Source organism: Cryptosporangium sp. NPDC048952 (assembly GCF_043197895.1).
Classification (GTDB): Bacteria; Actinomycetota; Actinomycetes; order Mycobacteriales; family Cryptosporangiaceae; genus Cryptosporangium.
This window is the reverse complement of record NZ_JBICTY010000002.1, coordinates 945905-964067: the sequence shown is the minus strand read 5'-3', so window position 1 is coordinate 964067 and position 18163 is coordinate 945905. Positions and strand designations below refer to the sequence as shown.

Below are 18163 nucleotides of genomic sequence, written 5' to 3'. Positions count from 1 at the left end.
GGCCGGCTCCTCGCGGTAGCATTTAGTTACGCGCATAATGTTATGCGCATAACTAAATCGGTTGTCAAGGAGGCACTGTGGACGCTGGGTATGCCGACGCGCTCAATCAGGCCGTTCGCCTGCTGAGCCTGCGTCACCGCGCGCGGGCCGCGGCGCTGATCGCGCCGCTCGGCCTGCACCCCGGCCAGGAGGCGTTCCTGCTCGAACTCGACCGGACCGGACCGCGGATCCAGGCTCAGCTCAGCGACGCGCTCGGCTGCGAGCCGCCCAGCGTCACGCTGATGGCACGCAAGCTCGAAGCGTCCGGCCACATCCGCCGCGCGCCGGCGCCCTCGGACAAGCGCGCGACCGTCGTCGAGCTCACCGAGAGCGGCCAAACCCTGGCTGACCAGGTCAAAAAGCTCTGGATCGGACTCGCGGAAGAGACCGTCGCCGGCCTGCCGGACCGCGTCGTCGCCGACCTCCCGACCATCCTCACCGCGATGAGCGAGAACGTGGTCAGCCCAGGCCGTCCGGCGGAGGCTGGGGCAGCGGCCGGGCGCCTTCCGGGCGCAGACCGTCGACAATGATCGCGAGGTAGCGCTGCCAGAGGTCCGGCGACGCGTTCGGCGCGTACCCGACGACGTAGTTCGGCGCGCACATCAGCAGCAGCACGTCGGTACCGGTGATGTCCGGCCGGACGGCGCCGTGGTCGCGGGCCCGGTCGACGAGCCGGTCGATGAGCTCGGCCATCCGCTGCTGGGCGTCGATCGGGGTCTGCGCCCCGGCGCTCTGCAGAAACGACAGGTCCCGCTCGCGCTGCCGCCGCGCGGCCACGGTGACGAACTCGAACAGCGCGGCGCCCGGCTCATCGGCGGTGAGCAGCTCCTCGGCGACCGCGTTGAGCTCCTCGACCCGGCTGCGCACGATCGCCGCGACCAGGTCGTCCTTCGTCGGGAAATGCCGAAAAACAGTGCCCTTGCCGACGCCTGCCCGGCGCGCGATGTCGGCGACGGACGCGTCCACACCGTGCTCCGCGAACTCGTCGGCCGCCGCGGCCAGCAGGAGCGCGCGGTTGCGTGCGGCATCGGCGCGGAGCGGACTCACGTCCCGCATCCTAACAAGTTGACCCGGCGGTCCGTTTCTGGCTACGGTCGGCGGCGTTAACCTGACCGCTCGGTCCGCTTGGGGGACGTCATGAAAGCTGTCGCTGCGATCGCCTACGGAGCACCGGAGAACTACGTCGTCACCGACGTCCCGACGCCGGAGGCGGGTCCCGGTCAGATCCAGGTGCGGATCGCCGCCGCGTCGATCAACCCCGCGGACGTCCGGCTGCCCAGCGGTGACTTCCGCGACGTCATCCCGCTCGTGTTCCCGCACGTCGTGGGCAACGACTTCGCCGGTACGGTCACCGCCGTCGGAGCGGGCGTCACTGCCTACCGCGTCGGCGACGAGGTGTTCGGCCAGTCCGTTCCGCGCGCGCTTCGCGTGATGGCGAGCGCCACGCGGCCGTCGCTCGGCACGGGCGCGCTGGCCGAGTACGGAGTGTTCGAGGCCGACACCCCGCTGATCGCCCACCGCCCGGCCGCGCTGCCCGTCGACCAGGCGGCGGCAGTGCCCACCGTCGGTCTGACCGTCCTCGCGCTGATGGGCACCGCGGCGGTGCAGCCCGGCGAGACCGCCCTGGTGGTCGGCGCCACCGGCGGCGTCGGCACCGCGCTGCTTCCGGTGCTGGCCCGCGCCGGCGCGCGGGTGATCGCCACGACCACCCCGGCCGACGCCGAGCTCCTCGAGAAGCTCGGCGCCGGCACCACGATCGGGTACGGCGACTATCCGTCGGACGTGGACATCGCATTCAACCTGACGCTGCCCGGTGACCAGCTCGATGGCATCGCCCGGGCACTCCGCCCCGGCGGTCGGCTGCTGACGATCACCGCGCCCGTCGCCGGCGAGCTCCGGGACGACATCGACGCCCGGTTCGTGCTCGACCTCGACGCGACCCACGGCGGAATGCGCGAGGTCGCCGAACTTCTCGTCGCCGGGGAATTACCGGTCACGATCGGCCGCCGCTACACGTTCGAGGACGCCCCGCAGGCCTGCGTCGACTTCGCCCGCCGCCACACCACCGGCAAGCTCATCGTGTCCAATTTCCAGACGGCCCATGGAGTGTGATCTGGGTCATACTCGGACGATGAGCCGACTTCGTTTTGGCACCTTCCTGGCCCCCTTCCACAAGCCCGGTCAAAACCCGACGCTCGCCCTGCAGCGCGACCTGGAACTCGTCGAACATCTCGACGCCCTGGGCTACGACGAAGCCTGGATCGGCGAGCACCACTCCGCGGGGTCCGAGCTCATCGCGTCGCCCGAGATCTTCATTGCGGCGGCGGCCGAACGGACGCGGCACATCAAGCTCGGGACCGGCGTCACCTCGATCGCGTACCACAATCCACTGTGGGTGGCCGACCGCATGGTCATGCTCGACCACCTCACCCGCGGCCGCGCGATGCTCGGCTGCGGGCCGGGCTCCCTGCCCACCGACTCCGCGATGATCGGCCTCAACCCCACCGACACCCGCGAGCTGCTCGGCGAGAACCTCGACATCATCCTGCGGTTGCTCCGCGGCGAAACGGTGACCCGTCAGACCACGACCCACACCCTCGTCGACGCCCAGCTGCAGCTGCGGCCGTACACGGATCCGTGCTTCGAGGTGGCGGTGGCCGCGGTGGCCTCGCCGACCGGGCCGCGCATGGCCGGCCAGCACGGCATCGGCCTGCTCTCGATCGGGGCGACGCTCACCCCCGACGGGTTCGACGCGCTGGCCCACCACTGGAACGTCGTCGAGGAACGGGCCGCGCACTTCGGGCAGCCGACGCCGGACCGGGCGGGGTGGCGGCTCGTCGGGCTCATGCACATCGCGGAGACCCGGGAACAGGCCTACCGCGACGTCGAGTACGGCATCGAGCACTGGTTCACGTACTTCCAGAAGGTGGCCGCGTTCCCGCAGATGGACGTCGGGAGCAGCGCCGACGTCAAAGGCATGATCGACTACATCAACGAGGCCGGGATCGGTGCGATCGGCACCGTGGAGGACGCGCGGGCGCAGGTGCGCAGGCTCGTCGACCAGTCCGGCGGCTTCGGGGCGTTCCTGCTGCTCGGGCACGAGTGGGCCAACCCGCAAGCCACGAAGCGGTCGTTCGAACTGATCGCGCAGCAGGTGTTCCCGGAGTTCCAGGGGCAGGCGGCCAGCACGCTGGCGGCGAAGGACCGCGCGAGTGGCGCCCGGTCGGCCCACGCGCAGACGCAGCTGGACGCCGTGGCCCACATGACGCAGAAGTACGAGCAGGAGAAGGGCTAGCGGCCGGCGGCCGCCTGATGGATCGACCGCATGCGGTCGTCGAACGGGGGCACGGGACCGACGACCTCGATCCCCGGGGCGATGTCGGTGATGGAGAGGGGGCGCACCGGTGATGCCGGAAGGCCCCACTCCTGCCGCCACGACGCCAGCTGCGCGCCGGAAGCGGCGATCACGACGCGGCCGAGACCCACCCACGCGTGGGCCGCCGAGCACATCGGGCAGTGCTCCCCGGAGGTGTACACCGTGGCGGCGGCCCGCGCCTCCGGCGAGAGGTTCGCCGCGGCCCACTGCGCGAGCGTGAACTCGGGGTGGGCGGTCGGGTCACCGTCACTGGCCTCCCGGTTGCTGTCCTCGTGGAGCCGCACACCGTCGGCGCCGACGAGCACGGACCCGAACGGCCCGTCGCCACGCCGCTTCGCCTCCTCGGCGAGCTCGACGCAGCGTTCGAGGTGAGCGGTGTCGAAATCGGTCATGGATCCTCCACGGTGGATCGATACGCTGACTCGGTGAGCCCTGATCTTCTCCTGTTGTCACGGGTTGCCTACCGTGGCCGGGAGATCACGGGCCCGCGTGTCCAGGCGTTGATCGCGTTGTTGGCCGCTGACCTGCGGAGTGGGTGCGGGGTCGGGAGGCTCGTCCAGGGGCTCTGGCCCGACGAGAGCCCGGACAATCCGCCCAAGGCGCTGCAGATTCTCGTGTCCCGGGCACGGTCCCAGCTCGGCGCCGACGCGATCGCCCGCACCCCGACCGGCTATCGGCTCACACTCCCCGACGACCAGGTCGACACCACCGCCGTCCAACTCCATGCCGCCGCAGCAGCCCGCGCCGAACGCAACGACGACCCCGCCAGCGCCCTCTCCCACGCCGAGTCCGGCCTGGCGCTGTACGACCCCCTGTCGCCGGCCGTCCCGCCGACGGCAGCAGGCGGCGTTGCGGCCGCCGCGGCGTCAGGGGGCCCTGCCGGCGGCGCCGCGGATGGAGCCGAGGGGGCGCTCGAGGTCCTGCGGGCGCAGCGTGTCAGCACGTTCCGGGGGTTGGTACGGGCTCGGGCGCTCGCGCTGGCGCGGCTCGGGCGGGTCGCCGAGGCGGCGGGGCCGCTGGGGGAGCTCGCCGCCGCGCAACCCCGCGACGAGGAGGTGCTGCGGGAGCTGCTTCGGTGCGAGGCCGCGACGATGGGCCCGGCCACCGCCCTGGCCCGCTACGACACGTACCGACGCGCACTCCGCGACGACCTCGGCACCGATCCGGGTCCCGCCCTCCAGGCCGAGTACGAGCGCCTCCTCCGCGGTACGGCCCCGACGCTCCGCCGCGGTGTCATCCACGAACCGAACCCGCTCCTCGGCCGGGACGACGACGTCACTGCGGTCGAGGCGCTCCTCCGTTCCTCCCGCGTGACCTCCGTCCTCGGCCCCGGCGGCCTGGGCAAAACCCGCCTGGCCAACGCGGTAGCCCGCCGAGCCACCTTCCCCACCATCACCGCCGTCCCCCTGGCCGGCCTACCCCCCGAAACTCCCGCCACACCCGTGGCCGCCGGCCGCGGCGGCACCTCCGCTGACGATGTCGCGCACGAGATCGCGGCCGTGCTCGGTGCGGGGGAGGCGCGTGGGCCCGGGGCGCGCGGACCGGCCGCGGACCCGGTCGGGGCCGTCGTCGCCGCGCTCGCGGCCGGCCCCGCGCTCCTCGTGCTCGACAACTGCGAGCACGTCGTCGGCGCCGTCGCCGACGTGGTCGCAACGCTCGTCGCGCACACCGGCGAGCTACGCATCCTCACGACCAGCCGCACACCCCTCGGCCTCTCGTCCGAAGCCGTGTACCACCTCCCCGAACTCGACCGGCCCACCAGCGTCGAACTCTTCGAACAACGCGCCCGTGCGGCGCGGCCGAACGCCGAGCTGCCCTCGGCGGAAGTCCGAGAAATCTGCGACCACCTCGACGGCCTTCCGCTCGCGATCGAGCTCGCCGCCGCCCGGGTGCGCATCATGCCGGTCGCCGACCTGGCGAAACGACTCGACGACCGGTTCGCGCTCCTCCGGGGCGGCACCCGCGACACCCCGGCCCGCCACCACACCCTGCGCGCCGTCGTCGACTGGAGCTGGAACCTCCTGGAAACCGGCGCTCAAGACGCGATGCGCGCCCTCTCGATCTTCCCCGACGGCTTCACCACCGACGCCGCCGCAGCCCTCGGCGTCTCGACCGGGACGCTGGAACGCCTCGCCGACCACTCCCTCCTCGAAGTCACCGACACCCGCCTGCGCATGCTCGAGACCGTCCGGGAGTTCAGCGCCCAAAACCGCCCTGCCGACGTCGCCGGACACTTTCTCACCTGGGCCCGACACTTCGGCGCAGCCCATTCCGACGCGCTCCTCGGTCCCGACCCCTACGCCACGGCAGCCACCGTCCACGCCGAACACGAGAACCTGCTCCACGCCCTACGCCTCGCCCTGGCGCACGACGACCGCCCGACCACCGCCGCCGTCACCGCGGTCCTGAGCACCCTCTGGACGCTCGACTCCAACTACACCCGCCTGACGACGCTCATCGAGCAGACGTCCTGGCCCCTCTCGCACTATCGTCCCGAGCCCGAGCTCGTCGAAGCCACCCGCACCGCCCTCACGATGTCGGCCGCGGCCACCTTCGGTATCGCCGGAGCGCGACCGGTGCGCTCGCTGGTCGCCCTGCGCCGCCTCGGCACCGCCCCACCGGACACCCTCGTCCGCGCCGGCGGCCACGTCGTGAGCGCGCTCGAGGACCCGGCCGCCCTGTACCGGCTCTGCCACAGCACCGAACCCCTCGTCGCCGGGGCCGCGAACGCGCTCGCCAGCTACTACTGGGAAGCCGACGGCAACGTCGACGCGGCGCTGGAAGCCGCCAGGCGCGCTCTCGACCTGCTGCCCGACACCAGCGTGGCGTGGATGAACGCGACCGCCCGCTGTCGGGTCGCGGAACTCTGTCTGCAGCTCGAGCAGGGGGTCGAGGCCCGGGACGAGCTCACCGCGGCACTGCCGGTGCTCCAGCGGCTCGGCGCTCCGACGAACGCGGTCGGCACCCGGTCCTGGCTCGTGCTGGCCAACCTCCAGATCGGCGACGTCGACGAGGCCGAACGCTGGCTGGACGGACTCGCCCAGCTCGCGTTCGACCAGGAGATCGTCGCCAAGACCGCGGGGTACGACGCCGGCGTCCGCGCGGAGGTGGCGTTCGCGCGTGGCGATACCGAGCGTGGGCTCCAGCTGTGGCGGCGGGCCGTCGACCTCGTGCAGAACGCGGTGGACACCGTCATTCCGCACGAGCTCGACCCCTGGGTGGTGGAGGCCCGCGCGGTCGCCGTCGTCGCGCACGCGCGTCACGGTCACCTCGACCGCATCCGCGACGTCGCCGACGCCCTGCCCGGCCGCCTCGTCGAGCTGCTCACCGACCCGCCCGCCAATCCGCCGCCGTACCTGGTCGAGCAGGCGCTGTGCGGCACGCTGCTCCGCGCGATCGCGACCGCCGACCTCGCCCGCGGTGACACCGCGAACCCCGCGCGGATGATCGCGCTTGCCGAACGTTTCCGTTTCCTGCGCAACTTCCAGCCGACGATGTCCGCCAGGTCCGCCCGCGCCGACGCCGAACGCGCGGATGCCACCGCGTACCACGACGCGGTGGCCCACTACGCCGGTCACGACCGCGCCGGTCTCCGCGCGGCCGCCCTGGCCCTGCTCGCGGAGCGCCGCCCGGCCTAGCGCCCGGGGCGGGCGGCGGTCCTCGCTCAGCGGGTGCGGTCGCGGTTGTAGAGGTGTTTGGACCACGCGTAGCCGATCAGCGCGATCGCCGCGCACCACCCGAGCGCGAGCGCGCCGCCGGAGCCGATCGGCGTGCCGAGCAGCAGACCACGCACGGTCTCCATGATCGGCGTGAAGGGCTGGTACTCGGCGAACCAGCGCAGAGCGGTCGGCATCGAGTCGGTGGGCACGAATCCGCTGCCGAAGAACGGCAGCAGGAGCAGTGGCATCGGCAGGTTGCTCGCAGCCTCGACGCTCTTCGTCGCCAACCCGAGCGCGACCGACAGCCAGATCAACCCGAACGCGGTGAACGCGAGCAGCCCCGCGGCCGCGAGCCACTCCACCGCCGACGCGGACGCCCGGAACCCGATCAGCACGGCCACACCCAGCACCAACGCCAGGCTGACGACGTTCTGCAGCACGCTCGCGACGACGTGCCCGGTCAGCACCGACACCCGCGCGATCGCCATCGTGCGGAAGCGGGCCACGATGCCCCCGGTCATGTCCATCGCGACCGCGATCGCCGTGCCCTGCACGGCACCGGTGATCGTGATCAGCAGGATGCCCGGCGTCACGTAGTTGACGTAGGCGCCGCGGCCGCCGGAGCCGCCGCCCAGGCCGTTGCCGAGCGTGTCGCCGAGCACGTACACGAACAGCAGCAGAAAGATGACCGGCACCGCCAGCAGCATCAGCGTTGTCGCGAACCCGCGGGTCAGGTGCCGCAACTGGCGGCGGGTCATCGTCAGCGAGTCCCTCATCGGGTCACCGCCAGGAAGACGTCGTCGAGATCGGGGGTGTGGACGGTGAGTGCGTCCACACCGATCGCGGCGGTGTCGAGGCGGTCGAGCAGGGCCTTGAGCGACTGCACGCTGCCATCGGCGGGCACCCGCAGGACGAGCGAGTCCCCGTCCGGAGTCGCGCCCAACAGCGCGGCGGCGGTAGCGAGCTGGGTCTCGTCAGCGAAGTGCAGTTCGACGTGACCACCGGGCACCAACCGCTTGAGCTCAGCCGGAGTGCCGTGCGCGACGAGCCGGCCGCGGTCGAGCAGCGCAATACGGTCGGCGAGCTGATCGGCTTCCTCCAGGTACTGCGTGGTGAGGAAGATCGTGACGCCGTCGGTGACCAGGTCCCGCACGATCTGCCACAGGTCACGGCGGCTGCGGGGGTCCAGGCCGGTGGTCGGTTCGTCGAGGAAGATCACCCGCGGGCTGCCGACCAGGCCCATCGCGAGATCGAGGCGGCGCCGCATGCCACCGGAGTACGTCGCCGCGCCCTGACGGGCGGCGTCGGTGAGACCGAACCGTCCGAGCAGATCACCGATCTTCCGGCGACCCTGCGCCCGGCCCAGGTGGTGGAGATCGGCCATCAGGCGCAGGTTCTCCTCGCCGGTGAGGTAGTCGTCCACCGCGGAGAACTGGCCGGTGACGCCGATCGCTTTCCGCACCGCGTCGGGGGCTTTCACGACGTCGTGGCCGAAAACGCGCGCCTGGCCCGAATCGGGGCGGATGAGCGTCGACAGGATCTGGACCGTCGTCGTTTTCCCGGCCCCGTTCGGGCCGAGCAGTGCGAAGATCGTGCCCTCGGGCACCTGCAGGTCCAGGTCGTCGAGCACGACCTGGTTTCCGTAGGACCGGCGCAGGCCGGTCAGTTCGATGGCATTCGTCATGCGGCAGAGCCTGGGCCGACACCGGATCACCGCGGTTTCACGGCGGTTTCAGCGCCCTAAGGTGGACCCGTGCCAACGGTCAAAGAGGTTCAGGTCACGTTCGACTGCGCGGAACCCGAGCGGGTCGCTCGCTTCTGGTGCGAGGTGCTGGGCTACGAGCTGTCGGCGCCGCCGGACGAGCCGGGTGGGAACTGCGCGTGCAGCGACCCGACCGGCGCCGGGCCGCGCCTGTACTTCCAGCGTGTTCCCGAAGGAAAAGTCGTCAAGAACCGCGTGCACCTCGACGTCCGCGCCGGCACCGGGCTCGTCGGCGACGAGCGCGTGGCGGTGCTGGAAGCCGAGTGCGCCCGGCTGGTCGCACTCGGCGCGGAGCGCCTGTACATCCTGTACGCCGACGAGGAGAACGAGTCGATGATCGCGATGAAGGACGTCGAAGGCAACGAGTTCTGCCTCGACTGACTCACGAGTTGATGAGCTCGTACACGTCGTCGGTGGTCGGGGCGGTCTCGGCGGCGGTGGGCGGCTTGGTCACGGTGGCCGCCCCGTAGTCGCGGTAGGCGATCCAGTGCGTGATCGGCTTGGTCTTCGCGGTGCCCGGCACCTTCAGCACGAGGTCCAGGATCCGTCCCTGCGGGTCGAGCAGCGCACGGAACGGGACGGCCTTCGCCTTTGCGCCGAGCGCCGTCAGGGTCTTCTCGTCGACGACCTCGGCGAGCTTGGCCTTCTGGATGTTGATCGTGCCCGTGAACACGCCCGGACCCGCCTCTTTGGCGTCGACGATCTCGCGGAACAGGAGTCCGACGTTGGCGGGGTCCTTGCTCCAGAGGTCCCAGCCGAGTGCGGGCCCGCTGTCCTCGACCTGCTCCTGCTCGAGCAGCCCCCACTTCGTCGGGAACTCCGGGAAGCCGTCTTCGTTCCGTGGGTTGTCGAGTTCGATCCACACCCAGGTCTTCGGATGGACGACGCGGATGTGCCAGATCGTGCTCACTCCGGACGCGGCGTCCCGGACGACATTCTCGAGCAGGAACGTCTTGCCGGGCGGGTCCACGACACCCTTGCTCGCCGTCCAGCCGTCCCGCACGCCCTCGTTGACCATCGACCACGAGTAGGACGGCGTCCGGTAGGTCGGCACCGACCCGGTCAGCTTCTCGCGAGGTGTCTTCGCCGGCGCGCTCGACGGCGGGGCGACCGACGGGCTCGCCGTCGCGGCATTCTCGGCTTCGTCGAGGATCGGACTGCAGCCGGCCAGCAGGAGCGCGAGCACGGCGACGGCGCCCAGCGCACGCACGCGGGGCTTGAACGGTGTGAGCATGGGGTGCAGCGTTTCAACCGCCACTGCCGTTCTACTGCGGACGGACGGCTGCCGCCCGCGCTCAGACGCCCGTCGGCAGTAACGGCGCGCCCGTGCCGACCAGACACAGGAACACCGACGCGGTCCACGTCATGCTCGGGTCGCGCAGACCGTCGCCGGTGACCGCGTCGAAGTTCTCCGCCATGCCGGCCGCCGCGCACGTCGCCACGAACCGGCGGGTGATCTCGTCGGCGATGTCCTGGCGACCTCCGCGACGCAACCCGTCGACCAGCAACATCGTGGTGGGCGCCCAGATCGGTCCGCGCCAGTAGCCGTCGGCGACGTACTCGGGGCTGTGCGGTGGTTCGGTGGCGGGGCCGTGGGCGGTGAGGTACCCGCCGTCGAGCAGGCGCCGCACCGTGGCGTCGAACTGGGCTCGTGGAAGCAGTTCACCGAGCACCAGGGGCATCAGCGTGATGAGGCTGTCGGACTCGATCGGCCGCTGCGAGACGGTGTGCCGGGCGATGAACCGGCCGTCGAGCCAGAAGTGATCGGACATCGTCTGCACCGTGGCTTCGGCGCGTTCGCGCCAGTCGTTCGGCCGCCCCAGGTGGTCGGCGATGCGGGCCAGCGCGAGCATCTGCAGGGCCAGGAACGCGAGCAGGTCGGGGCTCTGCACGGGCACTCCGGTGCCGAACACCGTCGAGTTGTCCCAGCCGGAGTCGTTGCCGTGGTTGTAGGACGGGATGCCGTCGTCGCCGTAGACACGGTGCGTGAACCACCAGTCGGTCCAGCGCGCCAGCGGCTCGTAGAGCGTCTCGGCCTCCGCGAACGGCAGGCCGCCCCGGTCCAGCAGCCAGGCGATCGACCACCCGTGCACCGGCGGCTTCACGAAGTTGCGCTCGACGACCGCGTCGTTGACGTAGTCGGGCAGGCAGCCGTGCTCGTCCTGGTGGTCGAAGAGCGTGCGGATCTGGTCGGCGGCCGCGGTCGGGTCACGCCACAGCGCCATCGCGTTGAAGCAGTGGTCCCAGCTCCAGATGTTCGTCATCCGGTTCTTGGACATCAGCATCGATTCGCGGCGCAGCAGGCCGCCCGCCGGCACCATCGCCGCCCACGTGACGAACGCGGCGACTCGCACCGCCGCGTCGAACCCACCCGCGCCGACGTCGGCCGCCGGGGCGTGGCGGTGGAGCCAGGACGCGAAGTCTGCCTCGGCGGACGTGACGACCGCGTCGAAGTCCGGTTCGGCGTCGGCGGGCGCCGAACTGCCGAATTCGTCGACGACGAGGAGCGCCGGGCCGTTCACGACGAGACGGGCCCGGATGTTGCGGACACCGTCCCAGGCGGAGTCGAGGTGCGCGGCGCCACCGGCGAGGCGCAGCCGGTAGTTCCGGTTGGCGCCGGCGTCGACGAAGCGCCACGCGGTGGCACTCTCCTCGACGACGACGTCGTACTGGTCGCGTACGCGCAGGTCGAGCGTCACGTTCCCGGTGACGCGCAGGATCGCCCGGCCGCTCCCGGACAGGGCGACATCGACGCGCGCGGGGTCGCGGGCCAGCGTCAGCATCCCCGGGCGGACGTCCACCGTCGGAACGCCGCCGAGGCTGAACCGGAGGATCTCGCGCTGGCGGGCGTCACCGCGGACGGTGCGCAGATGGATGCCGTCCGGGACCCGTGAGATCGCGAAGTACGAGCCGCGCCGGGAGAACGGGGTGCCGGTGATGTCGATCGGGAGGCTCAACGGGGGGTCCTTCGGGGGAGTCGGTCTTCGCGCGCGACGGTGAGGGTTTCGCCGGGACCGAGCTCGACGGTCCGCGGCTCGGCGGGGAACAGAGCGCGCAGATCGAGCGCGAACGTGCGCGGAGTGGACGCGAGGTTTTGCAGCGTGAACCCGTCCGGGCGGTAGGCGTAGTGCAGCTGATAGGCGTCCTGGGGCAGCGTCACCGTTCCCGGTGAGACGAGCCGCGGCGCGACCGCCAGGTCCGCGTCCAGCGACGGCCGGACGCCGAGGAACTCGCAGAACAGCACCCACGTGAAGACGCACGGGTACTCGTAGTAGTGCGCGGCGCCGTGCCAGGGCGTCCCGTCGGTGTAGTAGACGTGGTTCATGTCGTAGCGCTCGCCCATGACGTAGTCCTCGGCGGCGCCCTGCCGGGCCACGGTCGTGAGCTGGTCGAACAACATCCGGCCGTTGCGGCGCCAGGACCAGAACGCGGCGTCCCAGCACCAGTAGCGCCCGGCCGCGCACAGGTCGTACGGTCCGCCGTCGCCGATCTCGCTGTCGGTGTAGTCGGCGATCCGGGCAGCCAGGAACGTGGGGAAGCGCTGGAACTCGTCCAGCTCGCGTTCGACCAGTGCGAGAACGTCGCGCGCTTGATCGACGTCGGCCTGACCGAAGAGAACCGGAAGCACGTTGGCCAGCAGGTGCACGTGGTCGTGGACGACCGCGGAGCGGTCGACCCAGTCGACGAATCGGTTGTGCTCCGGATCCCAGTAGCCGACGGGGAGCGGTTGGGCGATCGCGGCCGTCAGCTTCTCCGCGAGCGTCAGCCACCGCGAGCCGTCGCGGCCCAGCAGCGCTTCCAGTGAAGCCAGCAGCTCGAACGAGTGCGCGGCGAGTGACGCGGCCATCGTCTCGCGGCCGTCCTTGATGACCTGGTCCTCGTAGTAGACGTCCGACCAGAGACGCCCGAGCGGGTCCATGCAGTCCTCGACGCAGGACGCGGCGCCCTCGATGTCGTCGATGTGGGCGCGGAGCCAGTCGAGGTCCTTGCTGCGTGCGACGTACAGCCAGATCGATTCGATTACCTCGACGTTGCCGGTGACCAGGAACATCACCGCGTTCTCCCGGCCGTCCCGGCTGTTGCGGCGGACGTGGTACTCGCGGGTGCCGTCGGGCTGTACCGCGCACGGGTCGCGCCAGAGCTGCTGCGGATCCTCGCGCATCATGCGCAGCTGCAGTTCGATCATGCGGCGGACGACGGCCAGATCGAGCGTGCTTCCGGCCGCGATGCGGCCTTTGACCTGGAATTCGTGGTCGACGTCGGGATAGGTGCCGGCGTACTTGTCCGCGAGCGTGCTGAGCACGTACCCCTCGGAGTCGGGGTAGTCGGCGGCGAGCGTGCGCTCCACCACGGAGGGGAGCATCGTGCCCCAGTAGAAGCCGGCGAACGCGTCGGCGAGTTCGTCCGCGCCGGGGAAGTCGAGCGTGAACTCGGCGCCGGTGACGTCGGCGTGCGGGCGGGCGCGGTGTTCGACGAGTGTCGCCGTGCCGGCGTGGACGCGCACGTGGCCCTGTTCCGCCGAGATCTCGCCATCGGCGCTGATCAACCAGGCCGTGCCCGCTGCCGCCGGGAGGACCCAGCAGCGGTCGCGTCCGGTCCCGCCGCCCGGCAGGACGTGGTCGCCGTCGAGCAGGAACACCGGGCCGGGCGGGAAGCCGAACTCGAGGGGGCCGGCGCCGGTCGCGGTCCAGGTTCTCGCGTCGACGCGCGTGAGCTCGGCGGTGGTGGAGGGCGTCATCGAACCCTTCCTGGCTGGTGGCGGGGGTTGCGGTCGTCACACCTGCTCGGTACCTTGCAGGCCTGTCATGCAAATTTGCAGATCTTTTTTGCAAGAATGACCGTAACACTCATCCAGATCAGAGGAGATCCGGAGTCATGCGACCACTGCGGTTAGGAGCCCTCGCGCTGATCGGGGTCACCCTCGGCGTCACCGCCCTGTCCGGCTGCGGCGGCAACAGCGGCAGCGGCAACGACCTCGGGGACACCCAGACGATCACCGTGTGGACGTGGGACCAGCCCGGCGACGGCCTCAAAGCCGCTGTGCCGGCGTTTCAGAAGCTGCACCCGAACATCACGGTCACGATCGAGAACGTCGGCAACCCCGCGATCTACGACAAGGTCACGACGGGTATGGCCGCCGGTGGTGTCGGGCTGGCCGACGTCGTCAACCTCGGCAGCGACTACATGGCCAACTACATCGAGACGTTCCCGGACGGCCTGGCCAACCTGAACGAACTCGGCGCCAAGGACCTCGAGAAGGATTACCCGGAAGGGGTCTGGGCCGACGGGTCGGACACCAGGGGCAATGCCTACGGGATTCCGTACGAGGTGAACACCTCGGCCGTCTACTACCGCAAGGACCTGTTCGCGCAGGCCGGCGTCGACATGTCCGCGATCGCCACCTGGGACGACCTGCTGGCCGCCGGCGTCAAGCTCAAGCAGAAGACCGGAGCGTCGCTGTTCTCGATGGACAAGGCCGCCTCGGAGGCCGATTCCGCGAACTTCTGGCAGCTGCTGGCCCGGCTCAACGGCACGTTCTTCTTCGACAAGGACGGCAAGATCTCGCTGAACGACGCGGGCAGCGTCGATGCGCTCACGTTCTTGAAGAAGGCCAACGACGCCGGTGTGGTCGCCGACGTGCCGGGCGGCTGGGACAACTTCATCGCGCAGGTCAAGGGCGACACCAAGGTCGCGATCATCCCGGGCGCCGCATGGGTCGCGGGGGTGTTCCCGGAGAACGCGCCGGCGCTGAAGAGCAAATGGGGGATCCGCTCGCCGCTCGCCACGAAGCAGGGCGGTCAGACCTCGGCGCTCGCCGGGTCGACGTACCTGGCGATAGCGAACGCCAGTGAGCACAAGAAGGCCGCCTACGAGTTCGTGAAGTTCGCGCTGGGCAGCGTCGAGGGCTGGAAGCTCGTCTACAAGGCGTCCGGGTTGTTCCCGGGCTACGAGCCGATGTGGGCGACACCGGAGTTCACGGCACCGCTGCCGTACTTCGACGGCTTCGACGCCAACCGGTTCTTCGTCGAGGAGCTGAAGAAACCGGTCACCCGCAGCTACTACACGAAGGACTATTCGCGGGCGTTGAAGGCCTACACCGACGCGCAGACGCAGGTGCTGCTCAAGGGTGCGCAGCCCAAGGCCGCCCTGGACAAGGCCGCGGATCTGCTGGCCTCGCAGACCGGGCGTGACGTCGCCTGATGTCTGTTTCTCTCACGCGGGCGCCGTCGGTTCGACGGCCCCGCCGTGGGCGTTTCACGCCCTTTATGTTCCTGACGCCAGTCCTGGTGCTGTTCCTGGCGTTCAAGGCGTACCCGGTGCTCTATGCGCTGTACCTTTCGTTCACGCGAAACCAGGGCGGGGCGACGACGTGGGTCGGCACGGAGAACTTCTCCCGGCTCGTCGGCGACCCGCTGTTCTGGACCGCGGTACGCAACACGGTGCTGATCCTGACGATTCAGGTGCCGATCATGCTGGTCATCGCCGTGTTCCTGGCGGTGGCGTTCAACTCCCGGCTCTTGAAGGGCCGGTCGATCTTCCGGGTCGCGTACTTCGTCCCGATCGTGATGGGCCTGATCGCCTACGGGATCCTGTTCTCCGCGCTGCTCAACACCGACGAGGGCTTCCTCAACTACGTGTTGACGTCGATCGGGTTGCCGCGGATCAGCTGGCTCGGTGACCCGTTCTGGGCTCGCATGTCGATCGTGATGGGGCTGACCTGGCACTACCTCGGGTACAACGCGGTGATCTACCTGGCGCAGCTGCAGTCGATCCCGCAGGAGCTGTACGAGGCCGCGTCGGTGGACGGGGCGTCGCCGTGGCAGAAGTTCTGGCACGTGACGGTGCCGGGTCTGCGTCCGTCGATCGTGCTGACCGTCGTGCTGTCGACGATCGGGACGCTGCAGCTGTTCGAGGAGCCGTACGTGCTGACGAACGGTGGGCCCGACAACGCGACGCTGACGATCGGGATGTACCTCTACCAGAACGCGTTCCAGTACTTCGACTTCGGCTACGCGTCGGCGATCGGGTACGCGCTGACGCTGCTCGTGGTGCTGGTGGCCGTCGGGCAGATGCTCCTCTTGCGGAGGCGGTCGTGACCTCTCGGTTCTTGACGGGTTTGATCGCGCTCGGGGCGCTGATCATGGTCGCGCCGTTCGTGTGGCTGGTCATCGCGACCACGCACACGACCGGCGACATCTTCTCGACCCCACCGCACCTGCTACCGGGGTCGGCGTTCTGGGACAACCTGCGCGGGCTGTTCACCGAGCACCAGTTCGGGGCCGCGATCCGCAATTCGGTGCTCGTGTCGACGATCTCCACCGTGCTGGGCGTCATCATCTGCAGTTCGGCGGGATACGCGTTCGCCAAGTTCACGTTCCGTGGCCGGGGCCTGCTGTTCGGCGTCATTCTCGCGTCGATGACGCTGCCGTCGCAGGTCACGCTCGTGCCGCTGTTCAAGATCATGGTGTCGGCGGGGTGGCTCAACACCTATCCGGCGCTGATCCTGCCGAACCTCGCGGTGCCGTTCGGCATCTTCCTGATGCGCCAGTCGATGTACGCGGTGCCCGACGAGCTGATCCACGCGGCGCGCGTCGACGGTGCCGGTGAGCTGCGGATCTTCTTCGGGATCGTGCTGCCGGTGATGAAGCCGGCGCTGTCCGCGCTCGCGATCTTCCTGTTCCTCGGGCAGTGGAACGACTTCGTGTATCCGCTGACCGTGCTGCGGACCCAGGACGCGTACACGATCCCGGTGGCGCTGGCGTCGTTGCAGGGCGTCAGCTCGACGGACTACGGCCAGTTGTTGACCGGTACCTTTCTCTCCGTGGTCCCGGTGCTGATCCTCTTCCTCTTCCTGCAGCGTCAGTTCGTCGCGGGCCTTCTCGCCGGGTCGGTGAAGCAGTGAGTTCCCCCTCCCGCAAGCGTTTCAGTCTCGCCGAGGTCGCGTCGCTGGCCGACGTCAGCGAAGCGACGGTGAGCCGGGTGCTCAACCGCAAGTACGGGGTGTCGGCCGCCACCCGGCAGGCGGTGGAGCAGGCGCTGCGGAAGATCGGGTACGAGCGGCCGCTGGACAGCTCGCTCGTGCTCGTGCTGGCGCCGTCGCTGAAGAACCCGATCTTCGCGCAGCAGGCCGAGCGGATCGAGAACGAGCTCAGCCCGCACGGGCTCAAGACCGTGATCTGTCCGGTGTATCCGGGCACGCCGCAGGAGCGTGACTACGTCGAGGCGCTGATCGACTCCGGTGTCGCGGCGATCATCTTCCTGTCGTCGAGCAACACGCTGGCGAACGCCGACCATCGGGTGACGCAGCTGATCCAGTCGCGCGGGATTCCGTTCGTGTGCATCAACGGCGGATTCCCCGACGTGGAGTCGCCGGTGGTCTCCACCGACGATTGGCAGGCGGCGTCACTTGCAGTGTCGCATCTGTACGATTTCGGGCACCGACGGATCGGTCTCCTGGCCGGGCCGGTGGACAACATTCCGGCCGACCGGCGGGTGGAGGGGTTCGTCGCGGCGATGGACGGCCTCGGCCTGCCCGACGGGCCCGACTTCGTGGTGCGGCGGCACTTCAACTTCGAGGGTGGGCAGCAGGCCGCGGCGACGCTGCTCGAGATGGGTGCCACGGGCCTGGTCGCGTCCAGCGACGAGATGGCACTCGGCGCGTACCGGGCGGTGTCCCGGGCGAAGCTCACAGTGCCGGGCGACGTGTCGATCATCGGGTACGACGACTCGCCGCTGTTGGACTACACGAACCCGCCGCTCACGACAGTGCGTCAGCCGACCGATCGCATTGCCGAAAACGTGGGCCGAATGGTGACCACGCTGATCGGGGGGCGGCCGGTGAGCACCGACGAGATGCTGATCGAGCCGGAGATCAGGCTGCGCGGTTCGACGGGCGCGGCGCCTCGCTGAGCCGTGAACACTCTGGTGGGTCATCCGCCCCCAGGACGTTCAGGCCTGGATCACCAGGAGCATCGTGCCGGCCGGGTCGCGGAGGTAGGCGACGCGTTCGCCCCAGGGCATGTCGGCCGGGGCGGTGACCACCGCGGTGTCCGCGGCAGTCACCGCCGCGTCGAGGTTCTCGACGTAGAGGCACAGGTCGACGGCGTGACCGGTCGCGGGGAGCGGCACCTCGCCGTAGAGGGCGGGCTCGGTGCCGAGCCCGATCGCGACCTGGCCGGTGCCGATACGGAGGGTGAGGTAGACCGCCTCACCCTCCTCCGGGAACCGGTAGGCCAGTTGCGCGCCGAAGACCCGCTCGTAGAAGGCGCGGACAGGTGCGATCTCGCGGGCGTTGATGACCGGGAACACGGAGTCCGTCATGCGTGC

Annotated in this window: 17 protein-coding genes; 9 read left to right on the top strand and 8 right to left on the bottom strand. The window is 70.1% G+C overall.

Features of this window, described 5'->3' with window-relative positions; all coding sequences use genetic code 11:
- Positions 1–77: 77 nt before the first annotated feature.
- The gene (locus ACGFY5_RS12765) at positions 78–569 is read left to right on the top strand and encodes a MarR family winged helix-turn-helix transcriptional regulator (RefSeq protein ID WP_392719750.1); all 492 of its coding nucleotides are present in this window, start codon (positions 78–80) and stop codon (positions 567–569) included.
- On the opposite strand, the gene ACGFY5_RS12760 is transcribed toward ACGFY5_RS12765, so the two are convergent.
- The gene (locus tag ACGFY5_RS12760; RefSeq protein WP_392719749.1) at positions 499–1095 is read right to left on the bottom strand and encodes a TetR/AcrR family transcriptional regulator; all 597 of its coding nucleotides are present in this window, start codon (positions 1093–1095) and stop codon (positions 499–501) included. The genes ACGFY5_RS12765 and ACGFY5_RS12760 overlap by 71 nt on opposite strands.
- An 81-nt stretch (positions 1096–1176) precedes the next feature.
- Here ACGFY5_RS12760 and ACGFY5_RS12755 point away from each other — a divergent pair, with 81 nt between their 5' ends.
- Both ACGFY5_RS12755 and ACGFY5_RS12750 read left to right on the top strand, forming a co-directional pair.
- Positions 1177–2151, top strand: a complete 975-nt coding sequence (locus ACGFY5_RS12755) for an NADP-dependent oxidoreductase (RefSeq protein WP_392719748.1) — start codon at positions 1177–1179, stop codon at positions 2149–2151.
- Positions 2152–2170: 19 nt separating this feature from the next.
- A complete protein-coding gene (locus ACGFY5_RS12750) occupies positions 2171–3334 on the top strand; it encodes an LLM class flavin-dependent oxidoreductase (protein WP_392719747.1) in 1164 nt (387 codons plus the stop codon).
- Here ACGFY5_RS12750 and ACGFY5_RS12745 read toward each other — a convergent pair.
- Complete coding sequence (locus ACGFY5_RS12745) at positions 3331–3807, bottom strand: nucleoside deaminase (protein WP_392719746.1); 477 nt, start codon at positions 3805–3807, stop codon at positions 3331–3333. The two genes, ACGFY5_RS12750 and ACGFY5_RS12745, sit on opposite strands and share 4 nt — an antisense overlap.
- A gap of 33 nt (positions 3808–3840) precedes the next feature.
- Between ACGFY5_RS12745 and ACGFY5_RS12740 the strand changes: the two genes are divergently transcribed.
- Positions 3841–7053, top strand: coding sequence for an ATP-binding protein (locus ACGFY5_RS12740; protein ID WP_392719745.1), 3213 nt, complete (start codon positions 3841–3843; stop codon positions 7051–7053).
- Positions 7054–7079: 26 nt separating this feature from the next.
- On the opposite strand, the gene ACGFY5_RS12735 is transcribed toward ACGFY5_RS12740, so the two are convergent.
- Together ACGFY5_RS12735 and ACGFY5_RS12730 are read right to left on the bottom strand one after the other, a co-directional pair.
- Positions 7080–7850, bottom strand: a complete 771-nt coding sequence (locus tag ACGFY5_RS12735) for an ABC transporter permease (protein WP_392719744.1) — start codon at positions 7848–7850, stop codon at positions 7080–7082.
- Entirely contained in the window at positions 7847–8758 is a 912-nt protein-coding gene (locus ACGFY5_RS12730) for an ATP-binding cassette domain-containing protein (RefSeq protein ID WP_392719743.1), read from the bottom strand. Before ACGFY5_RS12730 ends, ACGFY5_RS12735 begins: the two co-directional genes overlap by 4 nt.
- Before the next feature lie 69 nt (positions 8759–8827).
- Here ACGFY5_RS12730 and ACGFY5_RS12725 point away from each other — a divergent pair, with 69 nt between their 5' ends.
- Entirely contained in the window at positions 8828–9217 is a 390-nt protein-coding gene (locus ACGFY5_RS12725) for a VOC family protein (RefSeq protein ID WP_392719742.1), read from the top strand.
- A gap of 1 nt (position 9218) precedes the next feature.
- Here the strand turns inward: ACGFY5_RS12725 and ACGFY5_RS12720 are convergent, their stop codons facing one another.
- The 3 genes from ACGFY5_RS12720 to ACGFY5_RS12710 form a co-directional block, all read right to left on the bottom strand.
- Complete coding sequence (locus tag ACGFY5_RS12720; protein ID WP_392719741.1) at positions 9219–10070, bottom strand: hypothetical protein; 852 nt, start codon at positions 10068–10070, stop codon at positions 9219–9221.
- Positions 10071–10131: 61 nt separating this feature from the next.
- Positions 10132–11793 (bottom strand): amylo-alpha-1,6-glucosidase, encoded by a 1662-nt coding sequence (locus ACGFY5_RS12715; RefSeq protein ID WP_392719740.1) that lies wholly within the window; start codon positions 11791–11793, stop codon positions 10132–10134.
- Positions 11790–13574 carry a hypothetical protein gene (locus ACGFY5_RS12710; RefSeq protein ID WP_392719739.1) on the bottom strand — a complete coding sequence of 595 codons (1785 nt, stop codon included), beginning with the start codon at positions 13572–13574 and terminating at the stop codon, positions 11790–11792. Before ACGFY5_RS12710 ends, ACGFY5_RS12715 begins: the two co-directional genes overlap by 4 nt.
- A gap of 137 nt (positions 13575–13711) precedes the next feature.
- On the opposite strand from ACGFY5_RS12710, the gene ACGFY5_RS12705 reads away from it, so the two are divergent.
- The 4 genes from ACGFY5_RS12705 (at position 13712) to ACGFY5_RS12690 (ending at position 17746) form a co-directional block, all read left to right on the top strand.
- Complete coding sequence (locus tag ACGFY5_RS12705) at positions 13712–15037, top strand: ABC transporter substrate-binding protein (RefSeq protein ID WP_392719738.1); 1326 nt, start codon at positions 13712–13714, stop codon at positions 15035–15037.
- 65 nt (positions 15038–15102) lie between these two features.
- A complete protein-coding gene (locus tag ACGFY5_RS12700) occupies positions 15103–15933 on the top strand; it encodes a carbohydrate ABC transporter permease (protein WP_392719737.1) in 831 nt (276 codons plus the stop codon).
- A complete protein-coding gene (locus ACGFY5_RS12695) occupies positions 15930–16739 on the top strand; it encodes a carbohydrate ABC transporter permease (RefSeq protein WP_392719736.1) in 810 nt (269 codons plus the stop codon). Before ACGFY5_RS12700 ends, ACGFY5_RS12695 begins: the two co-directional genes overlap by 4 nt.
- Complete coding sequence (locus tag ACGFY5_RS12690; protein WP_392719735.1) at positions 16736–17746, top strand: LacI family DNA-binding transcriptional regulator; 1011 nt, start codon at positions 16736–16738, stop codon at positions 17744–17746. The genes ACGFY5_RS12695 and ACGFY5_RS12690 overlap by 4 nt, the downstream gene beginning before the upstream one ends.
- A gap of 39 nt (positions 17747–17785) precedes the next feature.
- Here ACGFY5_RS12690 and ACGFY5_RS12685 read toward each other — a convergent pair whose 3' ends face one another.
- Complete coding sequence (locus tag ACGFY5_RS12685; RefSeq protein ID WP_392719734.1) at positions 17786–18157, bottom strand: VOC family protein; 372 nt, start codon at positions 18155–18157, stop codon at positions 17786–17788.
- Positions 18158–18163 lie beyond the last annotated feature (6 nt).